The organism is Corynebacterium ciconiae DSM 44920 (assembly GCF_030440575.1).
Lineage (GTDB): Bacteria > Actinomycetota > Actinomycetes > Mycobacteriales > Mycobacteriaceae > Corynebacterium > Corynebacterium ciconiae.
Genome location: NZ_CP047189.1, coordinates 2,291,164 through 2,313,818 on the forward strand (window position 1 = coordinate 2,291,164; position 22,655 = coordinate 2,313,818).

14 protein-coding genes are annotated in these 22,655 nt (G+C 62.1%); 1 reads left to right on the plus strand and 13 read right to left on the minus strand.

Annotation, left to right across the window (positions count from 1 at the left end):
* Positions 1-7: 7 nt before the first annotated feature.
* From CCICO_RS10075 to clpB, 12 genes are all read right to left on the minus strand, one after another.
* Positions 8-2,857 (minus strand): hypothetical protein, encoded by a 2,850-nt coding sequence (locus tag CCICO_RS10075; RefSeq protein ID WP_018019437.1) that lies wholly within the window; start codon positions 2,855-2,857, stop codon positions 8-10.
* A complete protein-coding gene (locus CCICO_RS10080) occupies positions 2,854-6,516 on the minus strand; it encodes a tubulin-like doman-containing protein (protein WP_018019438.1) in 3,663 nt (1,220 codons plus the stop codon). Before CCICO_RS10080 ends, CCICO_RS10075 begins: the two co-directional genes overlap by 4 nt.
* Before the next feature lie 55 nt (positions 6,517-6,571).
* A complete protein-coding gene (locus CCICO_RS10085; RefSeq protein ID WP_018019439.1) occupies positions 6,572-9,253 on the minus strand; it encodes a vWA domain-containing protein in 2,682 nt (893 codons plus the stop codon).
* A 45-nt stretch (positions 9,254-9,298) separates the two neighbouring features.
* Entirely contained in the window at positions 9,299-9,898 is a 600-nt protein-coding gene (locus tag CCICO_RS10090; RefSeq protein ID WP_018019440.1) for a hypothetical protein, read from the minus strand.
* Between the two features lie 109 nt (positions 9,899-10,007).
* Positions 10,008-10,388 carry an iron chaperone gene (locus CCICO_RS10095; protein WP_018019441.1) on the minus strand — a complete coding sequence of 127 codons (381 nt, stop codon included), beginning with the start codon at positions 10,386-10,388 and terminating at the stop codon, positions 10,008-10,010.
* Positions 10,389-10,392: 4 nt separating this feature from the next.
* A complete protein-coding gene (locus CCICO_RS10100) occupies positions 10,393-11,601 on the minus strand; it encodes a glycoside hydrolase family 76 protein (protein WP_018019442.1) in 1,209 nt (402 codons plus the stop codon).
* 232 nt (positions 11,602-11,833) lie between these two features.
* Positions 11,834-12,529 carry a TrmH family RNA methyltransferase gene (locus CCICO_RS10105; protein WP_018019443.1) on the minus strand — a complete coding sequence of 232 codons (696 nt, stop codon included), beginning with the start codon at positions 12,527-12,529 and terminating at the stop codon, positions 11,834-11,836.
* A complete protein-coding gene (gene pyrE / locus CCICO_RS10110; protein ID WP_018019444.1) occupies positions 12,522-13,064 on the minus strand; it encodes an orotate phosphoribosyltransferase in 543 nt (180 codons plus the stop codon). Before pyrE ends, CCICO_RS10105 begins: the two co-directional genes overlap by 8 nt.
* A gap of 16 nt (positions 13,065-13,080) precedes the next feature.
* Positions 13,081-14,745 carry a TtfA family protein gene (locus CCICO_RS10115; protein WP_018019445.1) on the minus strand — a complete coding sequence of 555 codons (1,665 nt, stop codon included), beginning with the start codon at positions 14,743-14,745 and terminating at the stop codon, positions 13,081-13,083.
* 38 nt (positions 14,746-14,783) lie between these two features.
* A complete protein-coding gene (locus CCICO_RS10120) occupies positions 14,784-15,656 on the minus strand; it encodes a sulfurtransferase (protein WP_018019446.1) in 873 nt (290 codons plus the stop codon).
* Between the two features lie 304 nt (positions 15,657-15,960).
* Positions 15,961-17,247, minus strand: a complete 1,287-nt coding sequence (locus tag CCICO_RS10125; RefSeq protein WP_018019447.1) for an MFS transporter — start codon at positions 17,245-17,247, stop codon at positions 15,961-15,963.
* A 430-nt stretch (positions 17,248-17,677) separates the two neighbouring features.
* A complete protein-coding gene (gene clpB, locus CCICO_RS10130; protein ID WP_018019448.1) occupies positions 17,678-20,233 on the minus strand; it encodes an ATP-dependent chaperone ClpB in 2,556 nt (851 codons plus the stop codon).
* A 228-nt stretch (positions 20,234-20,461) separates the two neighbouring features.
* Between clpB and CCICO_RS10135 the strand changes: the two genes are divergently transcribed.
* On the plus strand, positions 20,462-21,712 hold the full coding sequence (locus CCICO_RS10135) for an FAD-binding oxidoreductase (RefSeq protein WP_018019449.1): 1,251 nt from the start codon (positions 20,462-20,464) through the stop codon (positions 21,710-21,712).
* A gap of 69 nt (positions 21,713-21,781) precedes the next feature.
* Here CCICO_RS10135 and CCICO_RS10140 read toward each other — a convergent pair whose 3' ends face one another.
* Entirely contained in the window at positions 21,782-22,624 is an 843-nt protein-coding gene (locus CCICO_RS10140; protein WP_018019450.1) for a carbon-nitrogen hydrolase family protein, read from the minus strand.
* Between the last annotated feature and the right edge of the window lie 31 nt (positions 22,625-22,655).

The following is a 22,655-nucleotide window of genomic DNA, read 5'->3' on the forward strand; positions in this document are numbered from 1 at the left end:
GCGAGGCCTACAGCAGGGTGGAGGGGCCGGGGAATCCATCGGAGTGCTGGCTGTCACGTGCGCTATCGGGGCCGGGGAAGGTGTCTTTCTGCGAGGAGAACGCAGTCCAGACGAAGTCGGCCTCACCTGGGAACTCGGCGTCGCTGGGGTTGAAATCCTCCACCGGGGCAGTGCTTTCGGCAAGCGGCACCAGCACAGACAGCTTCGCCACCGAGCCGAATTGCTGCTTGATCACGCTGCGCGTGAGGGTGCCGCGGCGAGAATCCGAGTAGTGGGTTCCGCTTTTGTCCTGATCGATGCTGGTTGCACCCTTTGTGGCGCCCAGAGCGCTGAGGGCTTCTGCGGGAAACTCCACATCGGCGCGATCCGGCTCCACCAGTCCTGCGAAGAACTCACTGCGATCCACCGTGTGCTCCCGGCCTTGCTCGAAGAAAGAGGCCTGCGGCAGGTAGCTATGAACATATTCGGCCGTGTTCTCCTGGCCGAGCGCATCAATCCAGCGCTGCTGCTCCTGCTCGGAGAGCTCTGGGATGGTCTCCGCGGCACACTGGGCGAGCCGGTCCAGCGCCGAGCCCGAGCCCAAGCCATTGAGGCCGTAGAGATCCGACACCCGCTGCTCGCGGCCACCAGTGTTGGAAGCCACCTGGCGGGCCAGCTCGCCCACCGTGCGCTCGAAGGCACTGCCCGCCCAGCCCTCGCGGCACAGCGACTGCCGCAAGGTGTGAGTAAGTTCGCGGCGCTTCTCCGGATCGGCCACCGCCCGACCCAAGCGTGCCGAGCGCGGCATGCCCGAGGTGGGGATCTCCTTCTTCACCCGCGAGTCGCGGGGCGCGCCAAAGGGATAGGCAAGCACTCGACCCAGCACCAAGGACCACGCCAAGAACTGCTGGTAGGCATCCGTGATTCGAGAAACATCACCGAGAGCAGCGTAGTAATTACGCATATGGATCTCTAGGTTCTGCTCCTGCAGCTGCCGCTGGCGCAATAAGTCATACACCCCGCGTCGGGCCTTGGCGAAGACGGACATTTGCACCGCAACAATGATCGCGGTGCTCACCACGGCCAACAGCACCGTCCACTGCCAGTTCAGGCCCTGCCAGCTCTCGAAAGGCACCCGCCAGTCCGGCTTGTAGTAACGGATGCAGCAGTAGATGAGCACCAGCATGATGACCGCCCATACTCCGCTCAGCATGCGTAGTTTCGAGGTCAGGCGGCGATTGATGGCCGCCGTGTCCTGGCTGCCAAGCTGGCTCAACGCCTGCTCGCAGCCCTTCACCGCCTCCCATGCAGACCCCACGCGTTGTTGGGCCTGGGAGAGGTAGTCCAGCAGGCCGGAGCCCACCTCGGAGGCGAAGCTGGTGCCGTTGCGGTCGCGCCACTGCTGGAAATCCTCACGCAGATCAAGCACCTCCGGATCCGAGGTGCGGGCCACAGCCTTGGTGAGCTTCCGATCAAAACTATGCACCCGCACCGCATCATAGGAGTGCAGGAACTTCTCGGAGTCCTCCCGCTTCATGAACTCATCCAGAATCGGCAGACCGGCATCGAAACCGCGGTCGCTATCCGGCACCACCTCAGCGGAGGTTCCCACCACCGCGGGGTTGGAATTATCGACCAGGTTGGGCAGCCGATCATGGAGACGATCCGAGCCGTCAATCAACGTGAGGGAGGCATCGCAATAATCCGCCCACAGGCTGGACAAGTTCGTCTGCCTGCCCACCTCAATACCGGCCTTGGAGGAGGTCTTCATCAGCTGGGCCGAGCTGGAGCGCAACTTTTCAATGCTGGCCTCGCCGCCAGTTCTGCGGCCGCTCTGCCCCATCACCACGCGGATTGTGCTCTCTTCGCCATAGAGGCCCTTTTGCAGCATGTCACGCATACGATCCGCCACGCCCTGCTGTAGCGAGGAGCTCCAGATGGAGCGCGACCCCACTGTGGCGCGGAAGAACTCACGGAGAAACGCCTTCACCGCGGCTGCGCCGCTTTGCTCTACCTGCTCGGCGCTCTTCGGCGGCTCCTCCTGGGTGAGCAGCTCGGACTGGTGCGCCTGCAGTAGCTCATAGGCGTAGCGGCGCACCATCTCCTCGCTGTGCTGCTGGGGAACGGTTTGTCGGCCATCCCGCATGTGCGTCACCGGGATGTCTTCGCTCACTGCGATGACCGCATCGCGGAGTTCCTCCTCCGCGTCGCTGGCATCCAGATCACGGAAGAAACAGCGGGCCAGCACGAAGGAATCAGCAAGGCCTTGGATGATCTCGCTGCCATCCTCCTTCAGCACCCCCACCACCGGGGCGGCGGAGAACCGGCCACACAGGCCAAGCACGCTGGGGGCATAGGCTCGAGCCACCTCGAGGGGGCCATCCTCGCGCTGAATACGGCGGGAGGAGGTAAGAGGAGAATCGGAATCAAACGCGGTGAGCGCCACCGTGGCCCAGCCTTCGCGATGTGCGGGCTCGGTGGTGGGCAGCGGCAGCTGTGGCATCAACATGCGCACCCGCCGCACCGAGTTGTGGGAGGCCTCGGACTGGATCAAGCGCATCCATTGATCCACAGCCTCGTAGTCCGTCTCCTCGTGCGGATCCACTAAATGCACCACAAGGATCAGGCCCCGCATCTCCCGCAGCGCATCCGACAGCCGCACGAAACTTTCGCAGGAGCGCGCCTGCTCTACGGGTTCTTCCATCTTCCGCAGCATCGAGCCAGTATCGCCACGGCCGGGCTCTTGGGCGCCGGCGTCAATCCAAAAGGTGCGCGAGATGTGCCCCAAGGCGGTGAGGTCTGCGCACACTCCCCGCAGCTCGCCGACGAGGCGTCCAGCGCCAATGAATACAACGTCTATGTCCTTGGTGTAACTCACAACAAACCACCACCGAATCCGGAGAACTCATCATCATTGTCATCGTGGGCAGAGCTGAAGCCTGTAGGCATCGAGCTGGTGGTTTCCGGCTGGGCCGCCACCCGCTTCGCCTCCTCGAGCAAGCCATGCAAAAGATTCGCCATCTCCACCACATCGGCGGCGAAGTCGCGATAGAAGGGCACCTTGGACGCCCGCTCCCTGCTGGTCGGGTGCGCCCAAGACTTATCCACCGAGGAGCTACCGGGAAAGCCCAGATCATCCATTGGGGCCAGCATCTCTGCGGTGTGCAGCGCGCGCTCCAGGTGCTCCTCCACCATGGCGGCACGCTCGGAGATGCTCTCGCCACGGATGGCGTTGCGCTCCGCTGGCCAGACGCCGGTGCGGAAGAAGTTAGCCAAAGTCGTGACAGCCGGGTGTCGCAGCCCGCCATCAACGTTGCTGGCCTTCTCGGGGGAGTCGTCGAAAAGCGCGCGCAAAGCCCAATAGGGATGCAGGGAAGCTCCGGGGGCGCCGCTGCGATCCCGTTCGTGGCTATTGGCATACGCCAGCAGGATCGATTCCAGCACCGCCGGCATCCAATCCAACTCATTACGCATCTCGGCTGGACCGGTCAGCATCGGCTGCGGGAAGTGATACCAGCTCTCCTGGGCCTGGCCGGCGCTGTGATGGCCGGGCAAGCGCCCATAGACGTGAGCTGCGGCCTGCATAGTCCCCCGGTCGGTAACGAAGACTCGGCCGGTAGCCATGCCCAAGAGCCAGCCACCCACCAGCGCCTTGCGCTCCTCATTACTCAAAGGCAATGCCGCCTCAAGAGTGTGCGTGCGGCGCAAATTCCAGAAATCGGAGCGATTCTGGCTGGCCTTCCACTCCTTCGCAATCTGCGGCAGCAGGGAGCTGAACACAATCGGCGAATAATTCGGGTAGGAGCCGAAAATATCGATGCGCTGAATATTGGTGCTGTCGCGCAGAGCATTATCGAACTTGGTGCGCGACTGCCCCTCGATCTTGCTCGAGCTCAACGTGCTCTCTAACTCGGCGGCCACGCGCTGATCCTTGAAAGGAATCTCCGAGAAGGAATAGCGATAGGTCACGCCCTGGCCGTGCACCGCCTGCACCATGGTGGCATCCACCGCCGCCAAGGGGCGGGACAGGGACAGGGCCTTGGAGAACTCGCTGCGGAGTCGTGCGATGCGCTGCTCGTACTCGGCGTCACTCAGCATCTCATCTTGGGTCATGTAGCTGCGCAGATCTGCGGAGATGAAGCGCTCAAAACTCTCTCCGGGGCGCATCACCCAGATGCGGGCGCGCTGCAAAAGATCGCGGGGACGAATCCGCGCCGCGAACACAGCATTCGACGTTTCGCGGCTCTCCCCGGAATTATCGGGGTTGGTGCGCAAATGCTTGCTGGCCCAGCCTGCACGGTTACCGCTAGAGATCTCGCCGGCGGCGCGGGCCAAGGTGTTGCGCGGTGCCTTGATGGCGTCGGTGGTTTCCCACTCGCCCTTAATGATGGAGCGGGTGATACGGGAGGTGGCCTCGTCGAGATCAGAGACGTTCGCGTCCTCGCCAGAAACAGCCTCCAACAGCTGTGCCTCGAAATCCTCCGGGAAGTTATCTACCTCGGTGATCACGATCTCGTTCACCGAGCCACGGAAACGATCACTGACCTTCTCATCATGCGGCCGCGGCCACGCTGCCGGTTCTTCCGTGGCCACATCCGCCAAATCGAGGGTTGATTCCTTGGCCGCATCGGCGGCGCGCACATCCTTGTGGGCGCGATCCAACTCATCGCGCAGGCGGCGTAGTACCCCAAAGCGGAAGTCCTCCAACACCGGACTGAGAGTACGGGCCAGCTCCACCAGCATGGCGGTGCGCAGCTGCGGGCTGTAGCAGCTCAGCAGCTGCTCCACTACGGCATCGGCATTATGAATACGCTTCTTGCCGGTCACCGGGTGCAGCGCCTGGTCTGCATCCGAAGGACGAGCCGCGGGGTCAATACCTTGGTGGTTCAGGATGAACTGCTCGCTGCCTGGCAGCAGCTTGTCCTTCATGATCACATCCAGCTCGGCGAGCATCTTCTCCACATAGGGCAAGCCCAACCGAGACAGTTCCTCCTCGGCTTCCGCGAGCATCTGATCTGTGATGAAATCCGCCCAGCGATACACCGCGCTATAGGCTGCGCGGCGCATCACCCTGCGCAAGTCGTAGCTGAGGTCAGAGCTACCCATCACGCTCTCCACCTCGGCGGCCCACTCCTGGCCCTTCTGCCCCTCCACGGGGGAAGGGATCTTCGAGCGCAGCGCGGCCTGGGACTCACCGACCGCAGCCTCCAGTTCAGAGTGGAAAACCACTTCGTACCAGTTGCGGATGATATCGGTGGTGGCGGCACCCGTAACCAACTCCGGGTGAATCCTCATCCGCTCCATGCTCCCCGGCATGCGCTCGGCCAAGCGTTCACGCAACTGCTCCTCGGCGGTGGAGTGATTGCGCGGATCGATGTGGCCGCGCAGCAGCTTATCGAAGCTGGCCCTAGCGATGCGCTGCGCAGCGTACTCCTTGTACTTATCGCGGCCCATGCTGAGCTGGGCGTATCCCATGGATCCCCACGGCAGGCCCGTCCACTTCAACTTCTCGTTGTCCGCCCAGCCCAGATAGGAACGCTTCGCATCGGGCGCTCCCGCATTGCCGAGATCATATTGCACGAAATCAGCGGAGGCCTGCTCGGAATAGACCAGACCAGACAGGGCGCGGCCCAAGCCGCGATAGATCTCCGTGGGCGAGCCCTCGCGACCGAAGCGGGCGCGTTCCTCACCCATGCGGCTGCCGATGGGAAAGAGTCGCGCAAAGGTGGAGCCCTGATCCGCAGTGGCGATACCCAGTGCTCGGTACAGGGAGGCATCAGCCGGGGCGGCCGCACCGGTCTGGGCAGCAAAAACCTCGCCGAACATGGCCAAAGCATTGGGCCAAGCGCCACTCATCGCGTCCTTAGGCAGCGACTCAAACACCTCGGGGGTGAGCAGGAATACCGCCGTCTGCTCCGGCTTGGCATTCGGCAGCCCGGCGAGCACGCGGCACACATCCAAAAACATGGAGGCACCGGAACCACCAGCCATGGAGGAAACCACCAAGATCGTGGGATCCGATTCGCTCTTATCTGAGGAAAAGCCCTGAATCTTGCGGTTGAGCTCATTGAGCTCCACATTGGCATCCGAGGTGTTCATATCCTCGAGCGCCTTGCGCAGCTCTTCGCGGATCTTCTCCAGCTTGGGCAGAGTAAGCATGCGGCCAAGGGTGCGGCGCTGAGCGGCGCCGGCGGAAATAGGAAGCTCGATAGCGTTAGGCACCCGCGGCGCCCAAGTGGCGATGTCCTTCAACCCATCGCCGCGAGCAAGCTCCGCAGAGACAGCAGCATCGAACGTGCGGTACGGCTGATTGCTACCGATACCGATATACCGCCCGCCGGCCTGTTCCACATTGGCTAGCCCGCTGGGCCCGTCCTCGGCGGCGAGCGGAGCATCAATGGAGACAAACTGCCACGCCTTGGGCAGCGTGTCTCGGCCCGGCTCTACCTCTCGGATCAGGGCCTTAAGCTGGTCCATCATATAAGCGAGGGTCTTCGCTCCGGAGCCACCGCAGCCGACTACCAAAAACTTCCGCATCTTCTTCGTTTCTCCTTGTATCTACCGTGTGTTCTGCCGTGTCAGCGTGAGGGTGCTAGGAATCCCAGCCTCGGGAGCTATCGGACCAGCCGCCCGAGGAGGGCCGATTGCGGGGCTGCTCATCGTTCCAGCCCGCTGACCAGTCACTATGGGAGCCATCTGCCGCACCGCCGGTGCTCGGCTGGTCCCAACCTCCCGGCGAACCAGCGCTGGATGACCAGGTGCTACTGCCACTCGGCTGGGAGGACTCGCTCGGCCCACCCCACGTGGCTGCCCCAGCAGCCGGCGCGGCCTTCTCCGCGTTCGCCTCCCCCGCCCCGCCGGCGCTGTCGCTGGCTGGGCTGTCGATGTCTTGAGCCAGGCGCGGCAGTTTCTCCCGCACTGCGCGTTCCATGCTGGCGAGGTTCTCGTCAGTGGCGAAGCGATCGGCCATCACCACCACGGAGCCGACTGTGCTGTTTCCTGGCTGCGGGTAGAACACCCAGTGCTGGGCAAGATCCAGCGGCAGCACAGCTGCGCCCTTGGCGCGGCGAGCATCATCGGCAACCGATGGTGCTGCGGTGGCCCGTGCCTGCGCGGAGCTGAAGGGATTGAGGCCTAGTGCAACCTGGAAGCTCTTGGAGCCGATGGTGGCGCGGCGGCCGCTCACCATGGATCCGGTGGTCGCCATGATCTCGCCGCGGTCCACGTGGAACGGCCGGCCCGTATTGGTACGGATCACCTGGTGGTCCTTGATCTCCACCGGGATGGTGAGCGCGTAGATCTTCTTTCGGGTCAGCGTGCCACTGAGGTATTTGAATAGATACAAAATGCCCAGCGGGATGAGCAGACCCAGCAGCAGCGCCAGCACCATCACCAGCGAGAACACGGTGGTGTTTACAGGTGCGCGCATGGAACCGGTGAGAGGAATATCCACCTCGGCGGTGCGGCCGTCGCCGTCTGTGCTAGTGAGGGTGAGGTGCAGGGTGCCGGCAATGGGACCATCAGCCAAGTGTTCACTGTCGATGGTGAACGACAGTGTGCCGTCCTCTCCCTTCCCAAGCTGCAGGGCAGACGCATCGCTGTGCACCTCAACACCCTCGGCTCCCTCGGGCACGGCACTGAGGGTGGCTCCCCTCAAGGTGGCTTCACCGGGGCCGGTGATGGGGATCGTGAACTGGGCGTGGGTGTCCTCCACGGTCACCTGCATCTCGCCGGGCACCACCGGCATATTCACTGGGGAGATCGATACGGGGTATTCCGCCACGATGGGCGACAAGGCAGTGCCTGGGGCGTCTCCTGTGCCCTTGGTGGTGATCTGGCTGCGCACCGCGATGGTGCCGTTGACGGGCTGGTCGATGGCATCCAAGGGCACCTCCACCGCAGCGGCATCCGCAATGGATTGCGGCTGCCCCAACGGCACTGGCGCAGCACCATCGGCACCGATGAACGCGGCCTCCACTTGGGCATCGCCCTCGAGCTTCACGGGCTCATTGGCTCGGTTGAGAAGCTGCACCTGCAACGGGGTGTCGGTGCTGATACCGGTGTTTTCTCCCTCGCTCAGCGCGGGGACATCCAGGTGCAGTCCGGGCAGGATCTGCATCTTCACTTTGTAGCGGCCGTCGGCTGCTGGGGAGTCGTAGCCAAAGGTCCACTCCCCCGCCCATGCATCGGAGTCATTCTTGCGTAGCTCGGCGTCGATCATGCCGGGCAGAACTCGGTTCTCGCCCAGCATTGTCAGTTCGGCGCCGGCCAGATTCTCGGTGCCTGAACCGTGGAGGTCAATGCGATCACCGCGGGGGTTGATGAGATAGGGCTGCACGCCCTCGTCCGTGCCGCGCTGCTGCGGTTGCGCCTCCAAGCGGATCTCATCGATGGAGTTATCCAGTACGAATCGGAAGGTGTCCGACATGCGCAGTTCATCGCGCGCGGAACCAGCATTGGGCAGAATCCCGCGGAAGGCGCTGAATAGTCCTGCCACGTCCTCGGTGGCGTTGATGAAGGCGCCATTGGGGGCCGCTTCACCGCAGTTGTCGGTTTCGGCCACATCGCGCAGCAGTTGCTCGGGCGAGTCGGTGCCACGCGGAATAAGGCCCACAGTAAAGAGCTGCACCCCGGATTGGCGGAGGTGATTCACCGGCCCATTCGCGGAGCACAGCTGCTGGCTGGCGGTGGCGGCATCTTCGCCGGGGGTGGTGATGAGTCCATCGGTAAAGAAGAGGATGGCGCGGCAGGAGTCGGCATCGCTGTGGGCGGCCATATCCGCTCCCGCCCCGCGCAGCGCGGTGCCGTAGTCGGTGTAGCTCTGCTGGTCACGATCCGCGAAAATCTCCGCGGTAGAGGCAAGCTCGTCGGCGTCGGTGGCCACATTGGTCCAGTCGCCATAGGCCTCGGGGGCAGATTCATAGGTCTCGCCGAAGCCGGCCAGTTTCACGTTAATGGTGGCATCCACATCGTCAGCGGCGATCCCGAGCTGGCGGATGAGGTCTTGGGCGGCGGCTACGCGCACCGCGTCTGGGTCGGTGGCGGGAAGATCCTCAAACCCGGAGAGAGATTGGGATTCATCCACCACAAACATCAGATCTGCGGACTTTTTCTGGGCGATACAGGAGTTCAGCCGCGCGATATTGTCGGCCGCGACAGGCGAGGGAGCCGGCTGCGCAGCCACTTGGGGTGCTGCGGCCACACCGAGCGTCGCCGCGAAGGCGAGCGCTGCACATCGACGAGCCATTCCACGGCGCTGGGCGGGGTGGTTCACTGTAATTTGTCGATCCTTAGTTCAACGGCAACGGGCATGTGTGCGCTAAGCGCCAACGGTTTTGGATACGGCGAGGGCGAATTCGATCGCGGTTATCACCACGCTCACTGCGCCTAGTGCTAAGGCTGCGCGTAACAACGCGGTTTGGGCCGTGTTTTCCACATAGAAGCTCTCTGCTTTTCGACGATTATCTGCAATCTTGTGAAACCCAATGGCCACAAAAGTCAGAATTCCGGCGAACACCCACCCCACGAGCGCGAGGGTACGGAAGCCATCGTCGGTCGCAGTGCCGCCCATTACTGGGGCGGCCACAGCGCAGAGAATGCCGATCAGGGAGGTCACGCCAGCGATAATCAGCAGCGGCCAGGGCCCTGAAACGGGGTTCAGCCGGGGTTGGGTGGCCGCCGGTGAATGCTGCTGCGCTCCCCATTGATCGCCCGAATCCCATGGCGACTGCCCTGATGGCCCCGGCGCGGACGAGCCTTGAGCAAAGCTGGAGCCGCCACCGAAGCTGGACGAGCCGGTGGCGGCTGAAGAAGAGGAGGGGGCAGAATCCCAGCCCCGCGGCGCAGTATCGCCGCGGGAGGATGCGGGCTGATCAGACCAAGAGTTGTTGTAATCCGATCCGAAAGTGGGATGTGACACCGTGAAAGCTTCTCCTTAAGAAAATAGGTTTAGGGCCTCATAATAGCGCCCTCACGGGACACACGTGCGGTTTTTCTCGCAATCTCGTTCCCGTCCGCGCTTGTGGGTGTCACTGTGGAAGCCAGAATGTTGTGCATTCTTTTTTTGTTTCGCACTGACGATCGAGCATCATCCCGAGAAGCTCATAATCGACTGGTTGAGACCAAGGCAGGCGCACAAGATTGGGTGTGTAATCCGCGCCCCTAGCGTCCAACTCGGCCGCCAGTTCCGCCATAATGTGCGGCTCGGCCGCCACCGAAAGATGTCTGGTGGCGGCCGAGAAACCGAGAATAAAAGTTTTGCCCCACAGCAGCATCGGCTGGTTCCACTTCATGGCAAGCCGCAGCTGTGGGGCTCGCTGCATGGCCCAGTCAGCCACCTCGCGCAGGCGCTCACGATGGGCGGGGGCGCTCAGGTTAGCGAGGTAGTCCTGAAAGCTGTTGGCGGTCATGGCACTATCCGTTCAGGCCGAGTTCCTCGCCTACCTCGGAGCTAACCCGCGCCGCGGCCTCCATGAGCATCCAGCCGCTGAGCTGTACCGACAAATCCCTCTCTGGGATACCGGAGCTGGTCAGTGCCCCGCCAACCTTGGCGGAGACCACCCCGGCATTGCGCGGCAGCTGGGCGTCCTCGGTCCACTCCGCGGGGAACACGGGAAGCCCATCGATTTCGAGGCGATGGCCCCACGCTGCCTCCGCTGAGGCCAGCACCAGCCGCGCGGCAATCTTCTTAGTGGAGGTGTTGCGCCCGCCGTCGCTGGGCAGGTTCACCGCCACCTCGGCAAGGTAGCGGGCCAAGATGCCCTTGAACAAACCGCCGTCGCCGCCACGGTTAACGGTGGTGATAGCACCGCGATCATCGGCCAGCTCCTTGGCCACGGCATGCACCAACTGCCGTACCCGCGCCACATAGTCCATGATGTCCTCGGCGCGGTCGGCATCCTCCAGAGTCTCAATACGCCCGTGGGGCTCAAGACCTGCCTGGCTACGCAGCTGCTCAATGATGGCCATACACGCGCCCATCATTACGCCCTGGCAGTACGGGTGGATGGGCTTGACTATCTCGGGGCCATGCATGCGCATACGCACCCCGTCCATGATGAGGCCCTTCTCATTGAGCAGGTTCTCAAACACCCAATCCGTCATAGTGCGGGCCTCATCCACATGCCCGGTGCGGGCAAGCATGATGGCGGCGGGCCCGTTGGTGGGCACGTTGAAGAAGTTTTCCCCCTCCCGCCACGGCAGCACCCCTAGGCTCGGATCCACATTGGCGCGCAGGTTCTCTTCCAGCTCGGCGGCGCAGGTAGGCGCAGAGAGCGAGTGCACGGAATCGATACGGCGCAGTGCCAAGGCGAGCCACGCTTTGTCGTCGTAATACTTATTACGGCTCAGTTTGTAGATATTGCGTACCCTGATCCCGCGAACGGTGTGCATCAGCCGCCTGCGCCGCGGCCGGGTGGCGGTGCGCAACGCCGCATCAATCTGGCAGTCCACATAGTGTGCCTGCCACCAGTAGTGCCAGTGCAGCATGATCTTTTCCTTGACGCCGCCAGGCCACGCCACCTCGGCCAGGTTGGTGCGCGGCAACGCCCACAGCCCAGTGGCGTGACGATCCTCAATCGCTGCCTCCGCTAGATCAGCGCGGTGAATCCACTTCTCGGGCACGGTGGTTGTCCTCATTCCATAAAGCTCGCTGGCAGCGCCCGCCGCTGAGGCGGCGCTCGTGGGTGCGCGGAAAAGCCCTATCTAGGCTCACAGCGCGGCGAGTGACACCCCAGTTCTAGACGGTGGCGGGACTCACCCACGTTCTACTCTTTTCTGCACTTGAAACGTTAACAGACACCCCGGACACCCGTGGTGAGCAGCACAGACGTCGATAATATGCGAAGTTGCTCGCCTACCAAGCGTGCCGCAGATCGGCGTGCTGCCTGATCCACGTGTGCATGGCAATACCCGCCGCCACCCCGGCGTTGATGGAGCGCGTCGAACCAAACTGCGCAATCGAGCACGTCATCACCGCCCCGTCTTGGGCCTGGGGGCTCACTCCTGGCCCCTCTTGACCGAAGAGCAGGAGGCAGCGCTCGGGCAGCTCGGCGGTTTCCAATGGCACGGAACCGGGAACGTTATCAATGGCCACCACAGTGAGCTCCTGCTCGCGGGCATAGTCCAGTACCTCAGCCACACTCGCGTGGTGTTGTAGATGCTGGTAGCGGTCAGTGACCATAGCCCCGCGTCGATTCCACCGGCGACGGCCCACAATGTGCACCGTGTCTACCGCGAAGGCGTTGGCGGTGCGCACCACAGTGCCGATATTAGAATCGTTCTCGAAATTCTCGATCGCGATGTGTAGCTGGTGTCGGCGGGAGTCGATATCCGCCACGATGGCTTCCATCGACCAGTAGCGGTAGGCATCCACTACATTGCGTCGGTCACCTTCAGCCAACAGCCGCGGATCGTAGTGCGGCTCTGAGGGCAGCCGCAGCCCTGGATGTTCCTCTTCCCACGGACCTACTCCGCGGGGTGCCTCGAACCACTCGGTGGGGCCGCGAGGGGTGTCCTGCTCTGGGCGAGGGGTGTGCGGCGGCTTAGGCAAGGCCGAGATCCTCAAGCCCCAAGAGATAGCGGTAGTCGAGCCCCTCGGCGGCGATCACATCCGCCGCACCGGTGGCACGATCGACCACAGTGGCCACGGCCACGACCTCGGCGCCGGCTTCGCGAAGAGCCTTCACTGCGGTGAGCGGGGAGTTACCGGTGGTGGTGGTATCCTCCACCACGAGCACCTTCTTGCCCACCACATCAGGACCTTCGATACGGCGCTGCATGCCGTGCTTCTTTGCCTCCTTGCGCACCACGAAGGCATCGATCGCACGGCCCTCGGCGTGCATCACGGCGGTGGCCACCGGATCGGCGCCGAGGGTAAGACCACCAACGCTGACATAGTCCAAGTCCTGGGTCTCTTCGCGCAACAGGGCACCGATCAGCCGCGAGGCCCGGTGGTGCAGGGTGGCGCGGCGCAAGTCCACGTAATAATCGGCCTTTTTACCCGAGGAGAGGGTAACCTCGCCGTGCACCACGGCCAGTTCCTTCACTAGTTCTGCCAATTCTGCCTTTGCGGCCACTACATCCATTGTCGACATTCACTTCCTATTTAGTGGTGGGGTTGTCATCCGGCTCGCCGTCCGGGCGCGGGGAGCCATCGCTGCCCTCCTGCTCTGGGGCATCCTCGGCAGCGGTGTTGTTGAGCCTCGCGGCAAACTCGGGCGTGAAACTGGTGCCCAGCTCAGCGGAGATGTCATTGAAAATAGAGGAAGACATCCCCGTATCGCGCAGTACCTTGGTGCCATCGAAGTTGCTTGTTTCGCGCTCTTCACCAGAAGCGATAGGAGCGATCGCATCAGTGCCCACCCCGCGAGAGCTCACCACTCCGCGGGAGACTTGCTGGGCACGCGAGGGCAGTTCCACGGGCTCTTCTGGGCGGGTAACCACCGCGGGCCGCGGATCAGAAAACTCCTCTGGCACGCTCACTTCATCCAACTCAATGGCATCAGCCACCGGGCGGGAGGGGTCGCGATCCTCTGGTTTCAGATCCAGCAATGCGCCACGGCGGGGCGGAAGGGCGCGGGCGGCGTCGGCAAGCATCGAAAGCGGCTGACACACCGCATCCCAATCATCCGACTGGGAGTGGGGCTGGAACTGGGCGAGCACCCAGTTACCCTCGCACCACACGGCATCGACAGACTGTGGCAGCGCCTCGAGGGCCGCGTGGACGCGCTCATCGAGGAAGCGCTCGGCCACATCGACTTCGCTGGCAACAACCCGCAGATCATTGAGCTGACCTGCCGGCAGCAGATCCTCACCCGTGCCGGGGGCATCGTCTACCCTGCCCCGGCGAGCATCGATCACCACATCAGAAACCGAGCCCCGGCGCATCGCCATCACGCACACCTCGCCGAGATCCACCACGTGCATCTCATGTCCACAGGCAGTACCACTAACCACGTTGCGAGCCACCGCGCCGGCCGCAGCTGCGCCGCGCGACCACTCATCGCTTAGGAATTCATCGCTCTTAGCAAAGAAATAATCGTGTTCTTTGGCCCATTCTCGCCGCTCGCGGCGGGCAGAGTTCATAAAACCTGGCAGCGAAAAGCGCCGCTTGGCCGCCGGTGAGCTATCGCCGTTGGGAGCGGGGGGTACGTCATCATCGGCCCGCTCATCCTCGTCTGCATGCGAAGCATCCTCAGTATCGAAAGCCTCGTCATCACCGGAAGGCTCCTTGGGCTGGTGGACTCCCTCTTCCGCGGCGGGGAGGTTATTCAGCGCCTCCTCGGTGTCCACATCCACCTCGGTTTCCCCCGCGCCGTAGACGGCATTCACACCATCCGGCTGCGGGGAGTCAGGCTTCGGTGCATCCAGCTGCGCGGCATCTGGCTGCTGTTCTCCATCCCCCTCCAGCTCAGGCGCGGCCTCCTGCTTGACCTCGGCAGGACCGCCGGCATCCCGCTCGGACTCAGGCTCTTGTACCGCCTCGATGTGCTCGGCAGGCGTCGGTGCTATCGGCGGCACTTCGGGGGCGGGGCTGGGCTCAGGGCCCGCTGTGATGCCAGCGTCCGGCGGCTCGGGGGCATCGATGGTGGGATCACTCAGGGCGGGCTGCTCAGCGGCGGGGGCGGCGGTAGACACTGCTGCCCCATCAGTAGGCTGAGCGCTCGTGCGCTGGGTGGTGCGAGTGCGGCGCTTGCGATCCACCACGAGCAGCCACAGGCCGACGAGGAAGAGGATCGCGGCAACGATAAAGATAACTACGTTCATCGCCCACCTAGCTTAATGGGTGCTGAACGGCGGTGAAACTAATTTCGCACAGACTCCGGCACGCGGGCGACGTCGCCCCGCTCCACGGGGTTATCGGGATCTGCGCACCACTGGGACCAACCCCCCGGATAGAGAGCTGCACCATCCAGTCCTGCAAGATGCATGGCGAAGATCGCCTGAGAGCTGTGGACACCCGAACCGGAGATCATGATGGTCTTCATGCCCGGAGTAATTCCTGCCTGAGTGAAGATTTCTCGAATCTCTTCTGGACTGCGATAACGGTGACCGTCGGTGAGGAGATCGGTGACGGGGATGTTCACCGATCCGGGAATGTGTCCCGCCTTGAGATCGAGGAACTCCTTGCGGCCAGCGAAGCGGTTACGGGAGCGACAATCGATGAGTACGGCGTCACCGGTGTCGGCCGCGCGCTTGACGTCTCGGTAATCTGCCACGGCCAAGTTTCCGAGATTCGGACGAATATTGGAAAACATCGGCAGGTTACCGGGACCACCGATGATCGGATGGCCGTCTTCCTCCCAAGCGGCCATGCCGCCGTCGAGCACGCGCACGTCCTGCACACCTGCCCAAGTAAGCACCCACCAAGCCCGGGCGGCGAAAAGCCCATTACCTTCGTCGTAGACCACAACCTTTTGATCGGTGTTAATGCCCCACCGGAGGAACCACTTCGCCAGCTGGGAGGCGTCGGGAAGCGGATTGCGACCTTCCGTCCGGGAGGGCACACCCGCCAACGCATGCGCGGTATCGCAGTACAACGAGGTGGGGATGTGTTCTGAATTGAACTTGTACAGGCCCTCGTTTTCGCCTGCCCGCCAGAAGGATGCAAGGAGGGTGGTCTTGCGTCCGAAGCGGATGCGGTCTGCCAACTCATCGGGGGTGATGGTGAGATTCATACACCCAAGCCTAAGGCAGGTTGAGGATCCACGCAGGTTGAGGCAATTTTCCTAGGGGCGAAACAAGGCGCGAATCTGTACTTTTGTTGCTAGCCTAGCGGGCCTTCACTCTCCACTACTTGCGGTAATCATCAGATGTCTACCCCTATCAGAAGGGTAAACCTTGAGCTATTAGACACATCTCACATGTCAAAAGTGTGAATCGTTTAGTTCTGAGATTCAAGACAGCGAGAGGCTGCCGTGAGGTCAGCGTGCCGTGGACTGAGCGCTTCCTTTGCACCCGCCCCTACAAGGAGGCCTTCACTTAGTGGCATACCTCGATAGTGTCGAAATTGTCCGAGGTGGGCATCGTAGAAAAAATCGGGTTGGCGGCAGCGAGCAGTCCCAGTATCGAGCAGATGACACACAGGATCATACTCAGCTGAAAGTTCCACGCAGCGAGCATAAACCCCGCAGCGGCAGAAGCAAGCACCGGCAGCAATCCAACAAGAAGACGCGGCCCTGCAGCGCATTTGCCGATCTTCTCCGGCGGAGCTGACAGCGCCAGGAATCCACCCCCAAAAGAATTATTGGCCACCGAAGGGATCACTATAAAGAAGGCCGCAACAGCAATGAATTGCCAGTGGGAGGCAAACGCCACGAGCAGGCCGTACCACGCAAGCTCCCATGCCAGACAGAAACGAATGATATTACCTCGCGGGAACCACCGAATCAGCCGGTCTTGAAGCAGACCACCCGCGATCATGCCCAGGGTGAACATGGCATTGGTGGCACCGATAATCCAGCCCGCAACGCCGAGATATACCAGCCACAGATCTACCGCCGAGATAAGAAAGAAATTAGAGAAATACGATGCCACTTCGGTAGCAAAGATCCACCGCAACGCGGGATAGCGGAAAATCCACGTTAGGGAATAGCGCAGATCAGACCAGAAGGTCTGCAACGGCGAAGGAGCGCTATCCACAGCGGGGTCGCGCTCGGCGCGCAAGGGGGTGCGTATCACCCGCGAGGCCCAGAGAGGACCGAAACCACAGATCATTTTCACCACGAAGGGCAGCACGGGAATGAGCCCATACAATAATCCCCCCAGCGGCAATCCACACATCCACACCACGCTGTCACGGGTTTGGTTTCTTCCCTGAGCGGGAACGAGAAGGCGCTCGGGCACAATAAAACGCAGAATCGCATTGGTGAGCCCGCCAAAGGTCCCCATAATCAGACCGGATACAGCACTGAAGAGCAACAGCAGGGGGAAGGTGAATAGATCTAGCACAAAGAGCAGTGAGAATACTCCCCAGATGAGCACCCCAGCGAGACCATAAAAGAAGAGCAGCTTCTTTTTATCGAAGGAGTCGATGATCATTCCGGCGGGAATTGCCATAAGCATCACCCCTGCCGAGGACACCGCCCCCACCACGCCGGCCTGAGCGAGGCTGCCCGTGATGTACAGCGTGACCATCGACATCGGCACAGAGGTCAGCGCCGCACCAAGAGCACTGAGGGTATCGGCGACAAACCAGTGCACATAATCGGGATGGTGGTTGCGTACTTCGCGCCAGAACCGAGGAGGAGCCGGGGGCGTATCAGACATCGCTTTACGCTCCTTAGCGTAAGAAGTACTTAAAAACAGAAATCATTTTAGCGTACATAGTATCAGTGGGCACTAATACTGAAGGCCCAGCCCTTCAACGACAAACCCACCCCAACCCACCACAACAAAACCGCTTGATTCCCCTCGGCAAAACATAGAGACACTCCAGACACCCCATGTTTAGTGGATCCATCCTACAAACCGGCACCGCTAAATAACCTAGACACGGTTTTCGCCTAGACCGAGCGGCCTGCCACTGGATTCACTGAGACAAATCCGAGAGTAGTTTATTGCCTAGTATCACTGGTGTTCCGTGTTGCCGGCTCTAGGCCCTTGATTACTCTGTGCGTATCACCCCGAGATGTCGCAGCACCGTAAGTGGGTGCAACATCTCGGGGCTGCGTCAGTATCGCTGCTTAAGCCGAGGTTCTTAGGAGCTCAGCTCGAGGTCCTCTCCGCCGTCAGCAACATCGACATGCACGGTGTTGCCATCGTGGATATCCCCTGCCAGCAGCTTGCGGGCGAGCTGATCGCCGATGGACTTCTGGATGAGCCTGCGTAGCGGCCGGGCACCATAGGCGGGATCGTAGCCACGATCGGCCAGCCACTGCTTGGCAGCATTGGACACCTCCAGGGTGAGTTGTCGGGCGGCGAGGCGCTCAGCGAGTTGGTTCACCTGAATCTCCACGATGTGGGTGAGCTGCTGCTGAGTCAGGCTATCGAAGATCACCACATCATCGAGGCGGTTCACGAACTCCGGTTTGAAGGTGCGTTTCACAGCCTCCATCATCTGCTCGTGGCTGCCGCCGGCCCCCAGATTCGAGGTGAGAATCAGCAGGGTATTGCGGAAGTCCACGGTGCGACCCTGGCCGTCGGTGAGACGGCCGTCGTCAAGCACCTGCAAAAGGATGTCAAACACATCCGGATGTGCCTTTTCCACCTCATCGAAGAGAACCACGGTGTATGGACGGCGTCGCACAGCTTCTGTGAGCTGGCCGCCGGCATCGTAGCCCACGTATCCGGGAGGAGCACCCACAAGGCGAGCCACCGAGTGCTTCTCCCCATACTCAGACATGTCGATGCGCACCATGGCGCGCTCATCGTCAAAGAGGAACTCGGCGAGGGCCTTCGCCAGCTCAGTCTTACCCACACCGGTGGGACCAAGGAAGAGGAAGCTACCCGTCGGGCGATTCGGATCGGCCACCCCGGCGCGGGCCCGGCGCGTGGCATCGGAGACTGCCCGCACCGCATCTAGCTGGCCGACCACACGCCGACCCAGCACATCCTCCATGTGCAGCAGCTTTTCGGTCTCGCCCTGCATCATCTTGCCGGCAGGGATGCCCGTCCAGGAGCTGACCACCTCGGCGATCACATCGGGAGTGACCTCCTCGGCCACCATGGCGTTATTTTGACCATCCTTCACCTGCGATTCCGCAGCGGCCACCTTCTTTTCCACTTCTGGAATCTTGCCGTAGCGCAGCTCGGCCACCTTGCCGTAGTCGCCGTCACGCTCCGCGATCTCCGACTCGGAGCGCAGGCGCTCGAGCTCTTCCTTGGCGTCGCGCATCTCATCAATCGCGCTCTTCTCGTTGGTCCAGCGTGCCTTCAACTCGCCCAGCTTTTCCCGCTCGTCGGCCAGTTCTTCGCGCAGTTTGTGCAGGCGCTGTTGTGAGGCGGCGTCGGTTTCCTTCGCCAGCGCCATCTCCTCGATCTCTAGGCGGCGGACGATGCGCTCGAGTTCATCGATCTCTTGCGGGGAGGAATCGATCTCCATGCGCAGCCGGGAGGCCGCCTCGTCCACCAAGTCGATGGCCTTATCAGGCAGGAAGCGGTTGGTGATGTAGCGGTTGGATAGTTCGGCGGCGGCCACCAAGGCAGAATCCTGGATGCGCACACCGTGGTGCACTTCGTAGCGCTCCTTGAGCCCACGTAGGATACCCACGGCATCATCCACCGAGGGTTCGCCCACGTAAACCTGCTGGAAGCGGCGCTCTAAGGCGGCATCCTTCTCAATGTAGGTGCGGTATTCCTCCAAGGTGGTCGCGCCCACCAAGCGCAGCTCGCCGCGGGCCAGCATCGGCTTGATCATGTTGCCGGCATCCATGGCGGAGTCGCCGGTGGCACCCGCACCAACAATGGTGTGGAGCTCATCAATAAAGGTCACGATCTCACCCTCGGCTCCCTTGATCTCATCAAGCACAGCCTTGAGCCGCTCTTCAAACTCGCCGCGGTATTTCGCTCCCGCCACCATCGACCCCAAATCGAGGCTGATGAGAGTTTTTCCACGCAGGGACTCCGGCACATCACCGGCCACGATGCGGCGGGCAAGCCCTTCCACGATGGCGGTTTTACCCACACCGGGCTCACCAATGAGCACCGGGTTGTTCTTCGTGCGACGCGATAGCACCTGCACCACGCGGCGAATCTCCGCATCACGGCCAATCACCGGATCGATTTTGCCCTCGCGGGCACGGGCGGTGAGATCCGTGGAGTACTTCTCTAAAGCTTGGAACTGGCCCTCGGGGTCTTCGGTGGTGACCTTGTGCCCACCGCGCACCGAGGGGAAAGCATTCTTAATCACGTCATACGTGGCGCCCGCCCCCTGCAGCAGTTCAGCAGCATCATCCTTGCCGCGAGCAATGGCAGCGAGCAGCACCTCGGTAGAGACAAACTCATCGCCCAGCTCGCCGGCCAGCTCCTGGGCGGCGGTGAGGGCGTTGAGCCCATCGCGGTTGAATTGGGGATTAGCCATCCCCTGCCCTTCGGCACTGGGATAGGAACTCACCGCGGCGCGTGCCTTGGTGGCGATCGCCTTCGGATCGGCGCCCGCGGCCTTCAACACTGGGCTGGCAATGCCATCTTCTTGTTCAAGGATGGCCACCAACATGTGGGCGGGGCGGATATCGGGGTTACCCTCAGCGCTCGCAAGCTTCAGGGCTTCTTGGAGCGCCTCGGAGGTCTTCGTTGTGGGGTTGAACCCTGCCATGATCGTTCTTTCCTCTCTTTTATTACTGTCGTTATAACTCTCCTACGCGGCCGGAGCGGCACCCATAAGAATCGGGGCTCTCGCCGCGCGGGGGATTCACTCCCTACAACGCACCAAAACTTGAGTCTGTTCCACTCAAGCAGAAAAAGTTTCAAAAAAAGTTGAGCACCCTCCCCTCAACTCTGCTGTCGTTTCCCAGCTCACCTACCTATGGGGCAGAATAGGGCCATGGCTACAGAGGACCTGAGCGACATCGCAGAGCGCCTTCTCTCCCGCGAAGAGGCGTTCAGAACCATGACCTACGAGCGGCTCATCGCCAGCCTTCCGGATATCGCCATCCTCTTTTCCTCCTCACCTGAGCAACGCCACCACTATTTCGTGCCGATGCTCGGGCACCTTCTGCGCAACACCCCCACCAGCGGCACCCTCACCCCGCGAATGCACCGCATCGTCGCCCAATTAGGCCGCGATCACCGTAAGTTCCGCGTGCCCGTCCACACCCTCCCCGAGTTTGGGCGTATCATCAACCGCGGCATCATAGAAAACTGCGCCGATATGTCCGTCGGGCATGTGCTCGGTGCCCAAGAAGCTGTGAGCAGCGCCTGCGACATCATGGCCTCGGCGATGATCACTGAGGAACACCGAGGAATTCCGGCGCTCTACCGCGCGGAAGTGGTGGAGGTCGAGCGCCGCACCAAGCGCGTCAGTGTGGTACGCGTGGTCACCGACCGCCCCATCCCTTACCGCGCGGGGCAGTTCTTGCCCTGCAACGCCAATCTCATCCCCGGCGAATGGCGCTTCCTCTCCCCCGCCAATCCCACCAACGCCCAAGGTTTGATTGAGTTCCACATTCGCATCAAGCAGGGCGGACGTTGCTCGCCCATGTTCGGGCTTGCCCGGCCAGGGGACGTGTGGTGGATCGGCAACCCCCTCGGCACTCTTGCCATCCCTGGAGATCGGGACGTGCTCATGCTTGCCCACACCCACGGTCTCGCGCTGTTGCGCTCGATGATCTTCGATCTCGCCGAGCAGCAGATGCGCGTCCACTCCGACGCCGTCTTAGGCGCAGGTGACACCAGTACCGCCACCACCGTGCACACCCCACCGAACGTGACGCTCTTCTACGGCGCCGAATTCCCCGCTGAGCTGTACGATCTCTCCACGCTCATGCAGCTCTCCGCTACCCATTCGTGGCTGCGGGTCTACCCGTGCGTGGACTCCCCCACCAATCCCTATTGGGCCCACGACAGCAACTACTCGCGGCTTCCCACTGGGCTGAACCTCAATATTGGCTCCCCGACCGAGGTGGCTATGCGCACCACACCGCCGGTACATGCCAGCTCCGGCTCAACCCTAGGCGCGTGGCGCAATCATGACATCTTCATCCACGGCGGCGGCGACTTCATCCTGCCTGCCCGCGAGCGGCTATATGACGCCGGAATCGACGCCGCCAGGATCCACACGATCCCCTTGGGCTAGCCGCCCGCGCACTCCGAGCGAGCAGCCCAGCGGCTGCTCTGCTGGCTACCGCTGCCTTCTCGCCGCGCCTTAGCTGTAGTTCGCCTCATTGACGAGCACCGGGATGGAAGTTCGCGCCGCGTCTAGTTGCTCGCGGTCGAGCTCCACATACAGGATCTCTGGCTCGTAGCCGGCTTCGGCGAGCACCTGCCCCGCTGGCCCCACTACGCGAGAGTGCCCGATGCCAGTTGGGCCATCATCCTCACCGGCTTTCGCTGCCCCACCGGGGCGTGCTTGAGCCGAGGCCAGAATGTAGCAGGTGGAATCCAAGGCCCGAGCGGTGGTGAGTGCGCGCCACTGCTGCCGCTTGCCTTCGCCATCCTGCCAGGAGGTGGGCACCGCGATCACTTCTGCGCCCTTCTCCCGCGCGAGATCCTTGAATTGTTCGGGGAAACGCACATCGAAACAGATGGCACATCCCAGCCTCCAAGTTTGACCATCTGTGCTCGGGACATCCACCACGAGCAGCTCAGTGCCGGCGCGCACAGTGTCTGATTCCCGGAAGCCGAAGGCGTCATAGCAGTGAATCTTGGTGTAGCCGGCGTGCACGCCGCGGCCTGTCACCAGCGCCACATTATCCACGCGGTTGATCTCCTTGCCCTCGCGGGTAATGGTGTCGGCGGTACAGAACATGCCCACCACGATCACCACATCGAGCTCGGCGGCAAGCTCGGCGACCGCAGTGGCAAAAGGACCGTCGATTGGCTCCGCTTTGTGATCCAGCCGACCTGTGCCAAAGGCTTGGGAGGTGGCTTCGGGGAACACGATGAGCTCCGCGCCGCTGGCGGCGGCCTCTCGCGCCTTGTCTAGCACCTGCGTGAGGTTGGCGTCTTTATCATCACTGCTCAGAATCTGCACTACCGCTGCTTTCATGCCACTAGCGTATGTGCATAACCCTGGGTTA

Bases quoted from the DNA above. Each gene is read 5' to 3' on its own strand.
- CCICO_RS10080 (WP_018019438.1), bottom strand. From the start codon at position 6,516: ATGCGGAAGTTTTTGGTAGTCGGCTGCGGTGGCTCCGGAGCGAAGACC.
- CCICO_RS10095 (WP_018019441.1), bottom strand. From the start codon at position 10,388: ATGACCGCCAACAGCTTTCAGGACTACCTCGCTAACCTGAGCGCCCCC.
- pyrE (WP_018019444.1), bottom strand. From the start codon at position 13,064: ATGGATGTAGTGGCCGCAAAGGCAGAATTGGCAGAACTAGTGAAGGAA.
- CCICO_RS10115 (WP_018019445.1), bottom strand. From the start codon at position 14,745: ATGAACGTAGTTATCTTTATCGTTGCCGCGATCCTCTTCCTCGTCGGC.
- CCICO_RS10120 (WP_018019446.1), bottom strand. From the start codon at position 15,656: ATGAATCTCACCATCACCCCCGATGAGTTGGCAGACCGCATCCGCTTC.
- CCICO_RS10125 (WP_018019447.1), bottom strand. From the start codon at position 17,247: ATGTCTGATACGCCCCCGGCTCCTCCTCGGTTCTGGCGCGAAGTACGC.
- clpB (WP_018019448.1), bottom strand. From the start codon at position 20,233: ATGGCAGGGTTCAACCCCACAACGAAGACCTCCGAGGCGCTCCAAGAA.
- CCICO_RS10135 (WP_018019449.1), top strand. From the start codon at position 20,462: ATGGCTACAGAGGACCTGAGCGACATCGCAGAGCGCCTTCTCTCCCGC.
- CCICO_RS10140 (WP_018019450.1), bottom strand. From the start codon at position 22,624: ATGAAAGCAGCGGTAGTGCAGATTCTGAGCAGTGATGATAAAGACGCC.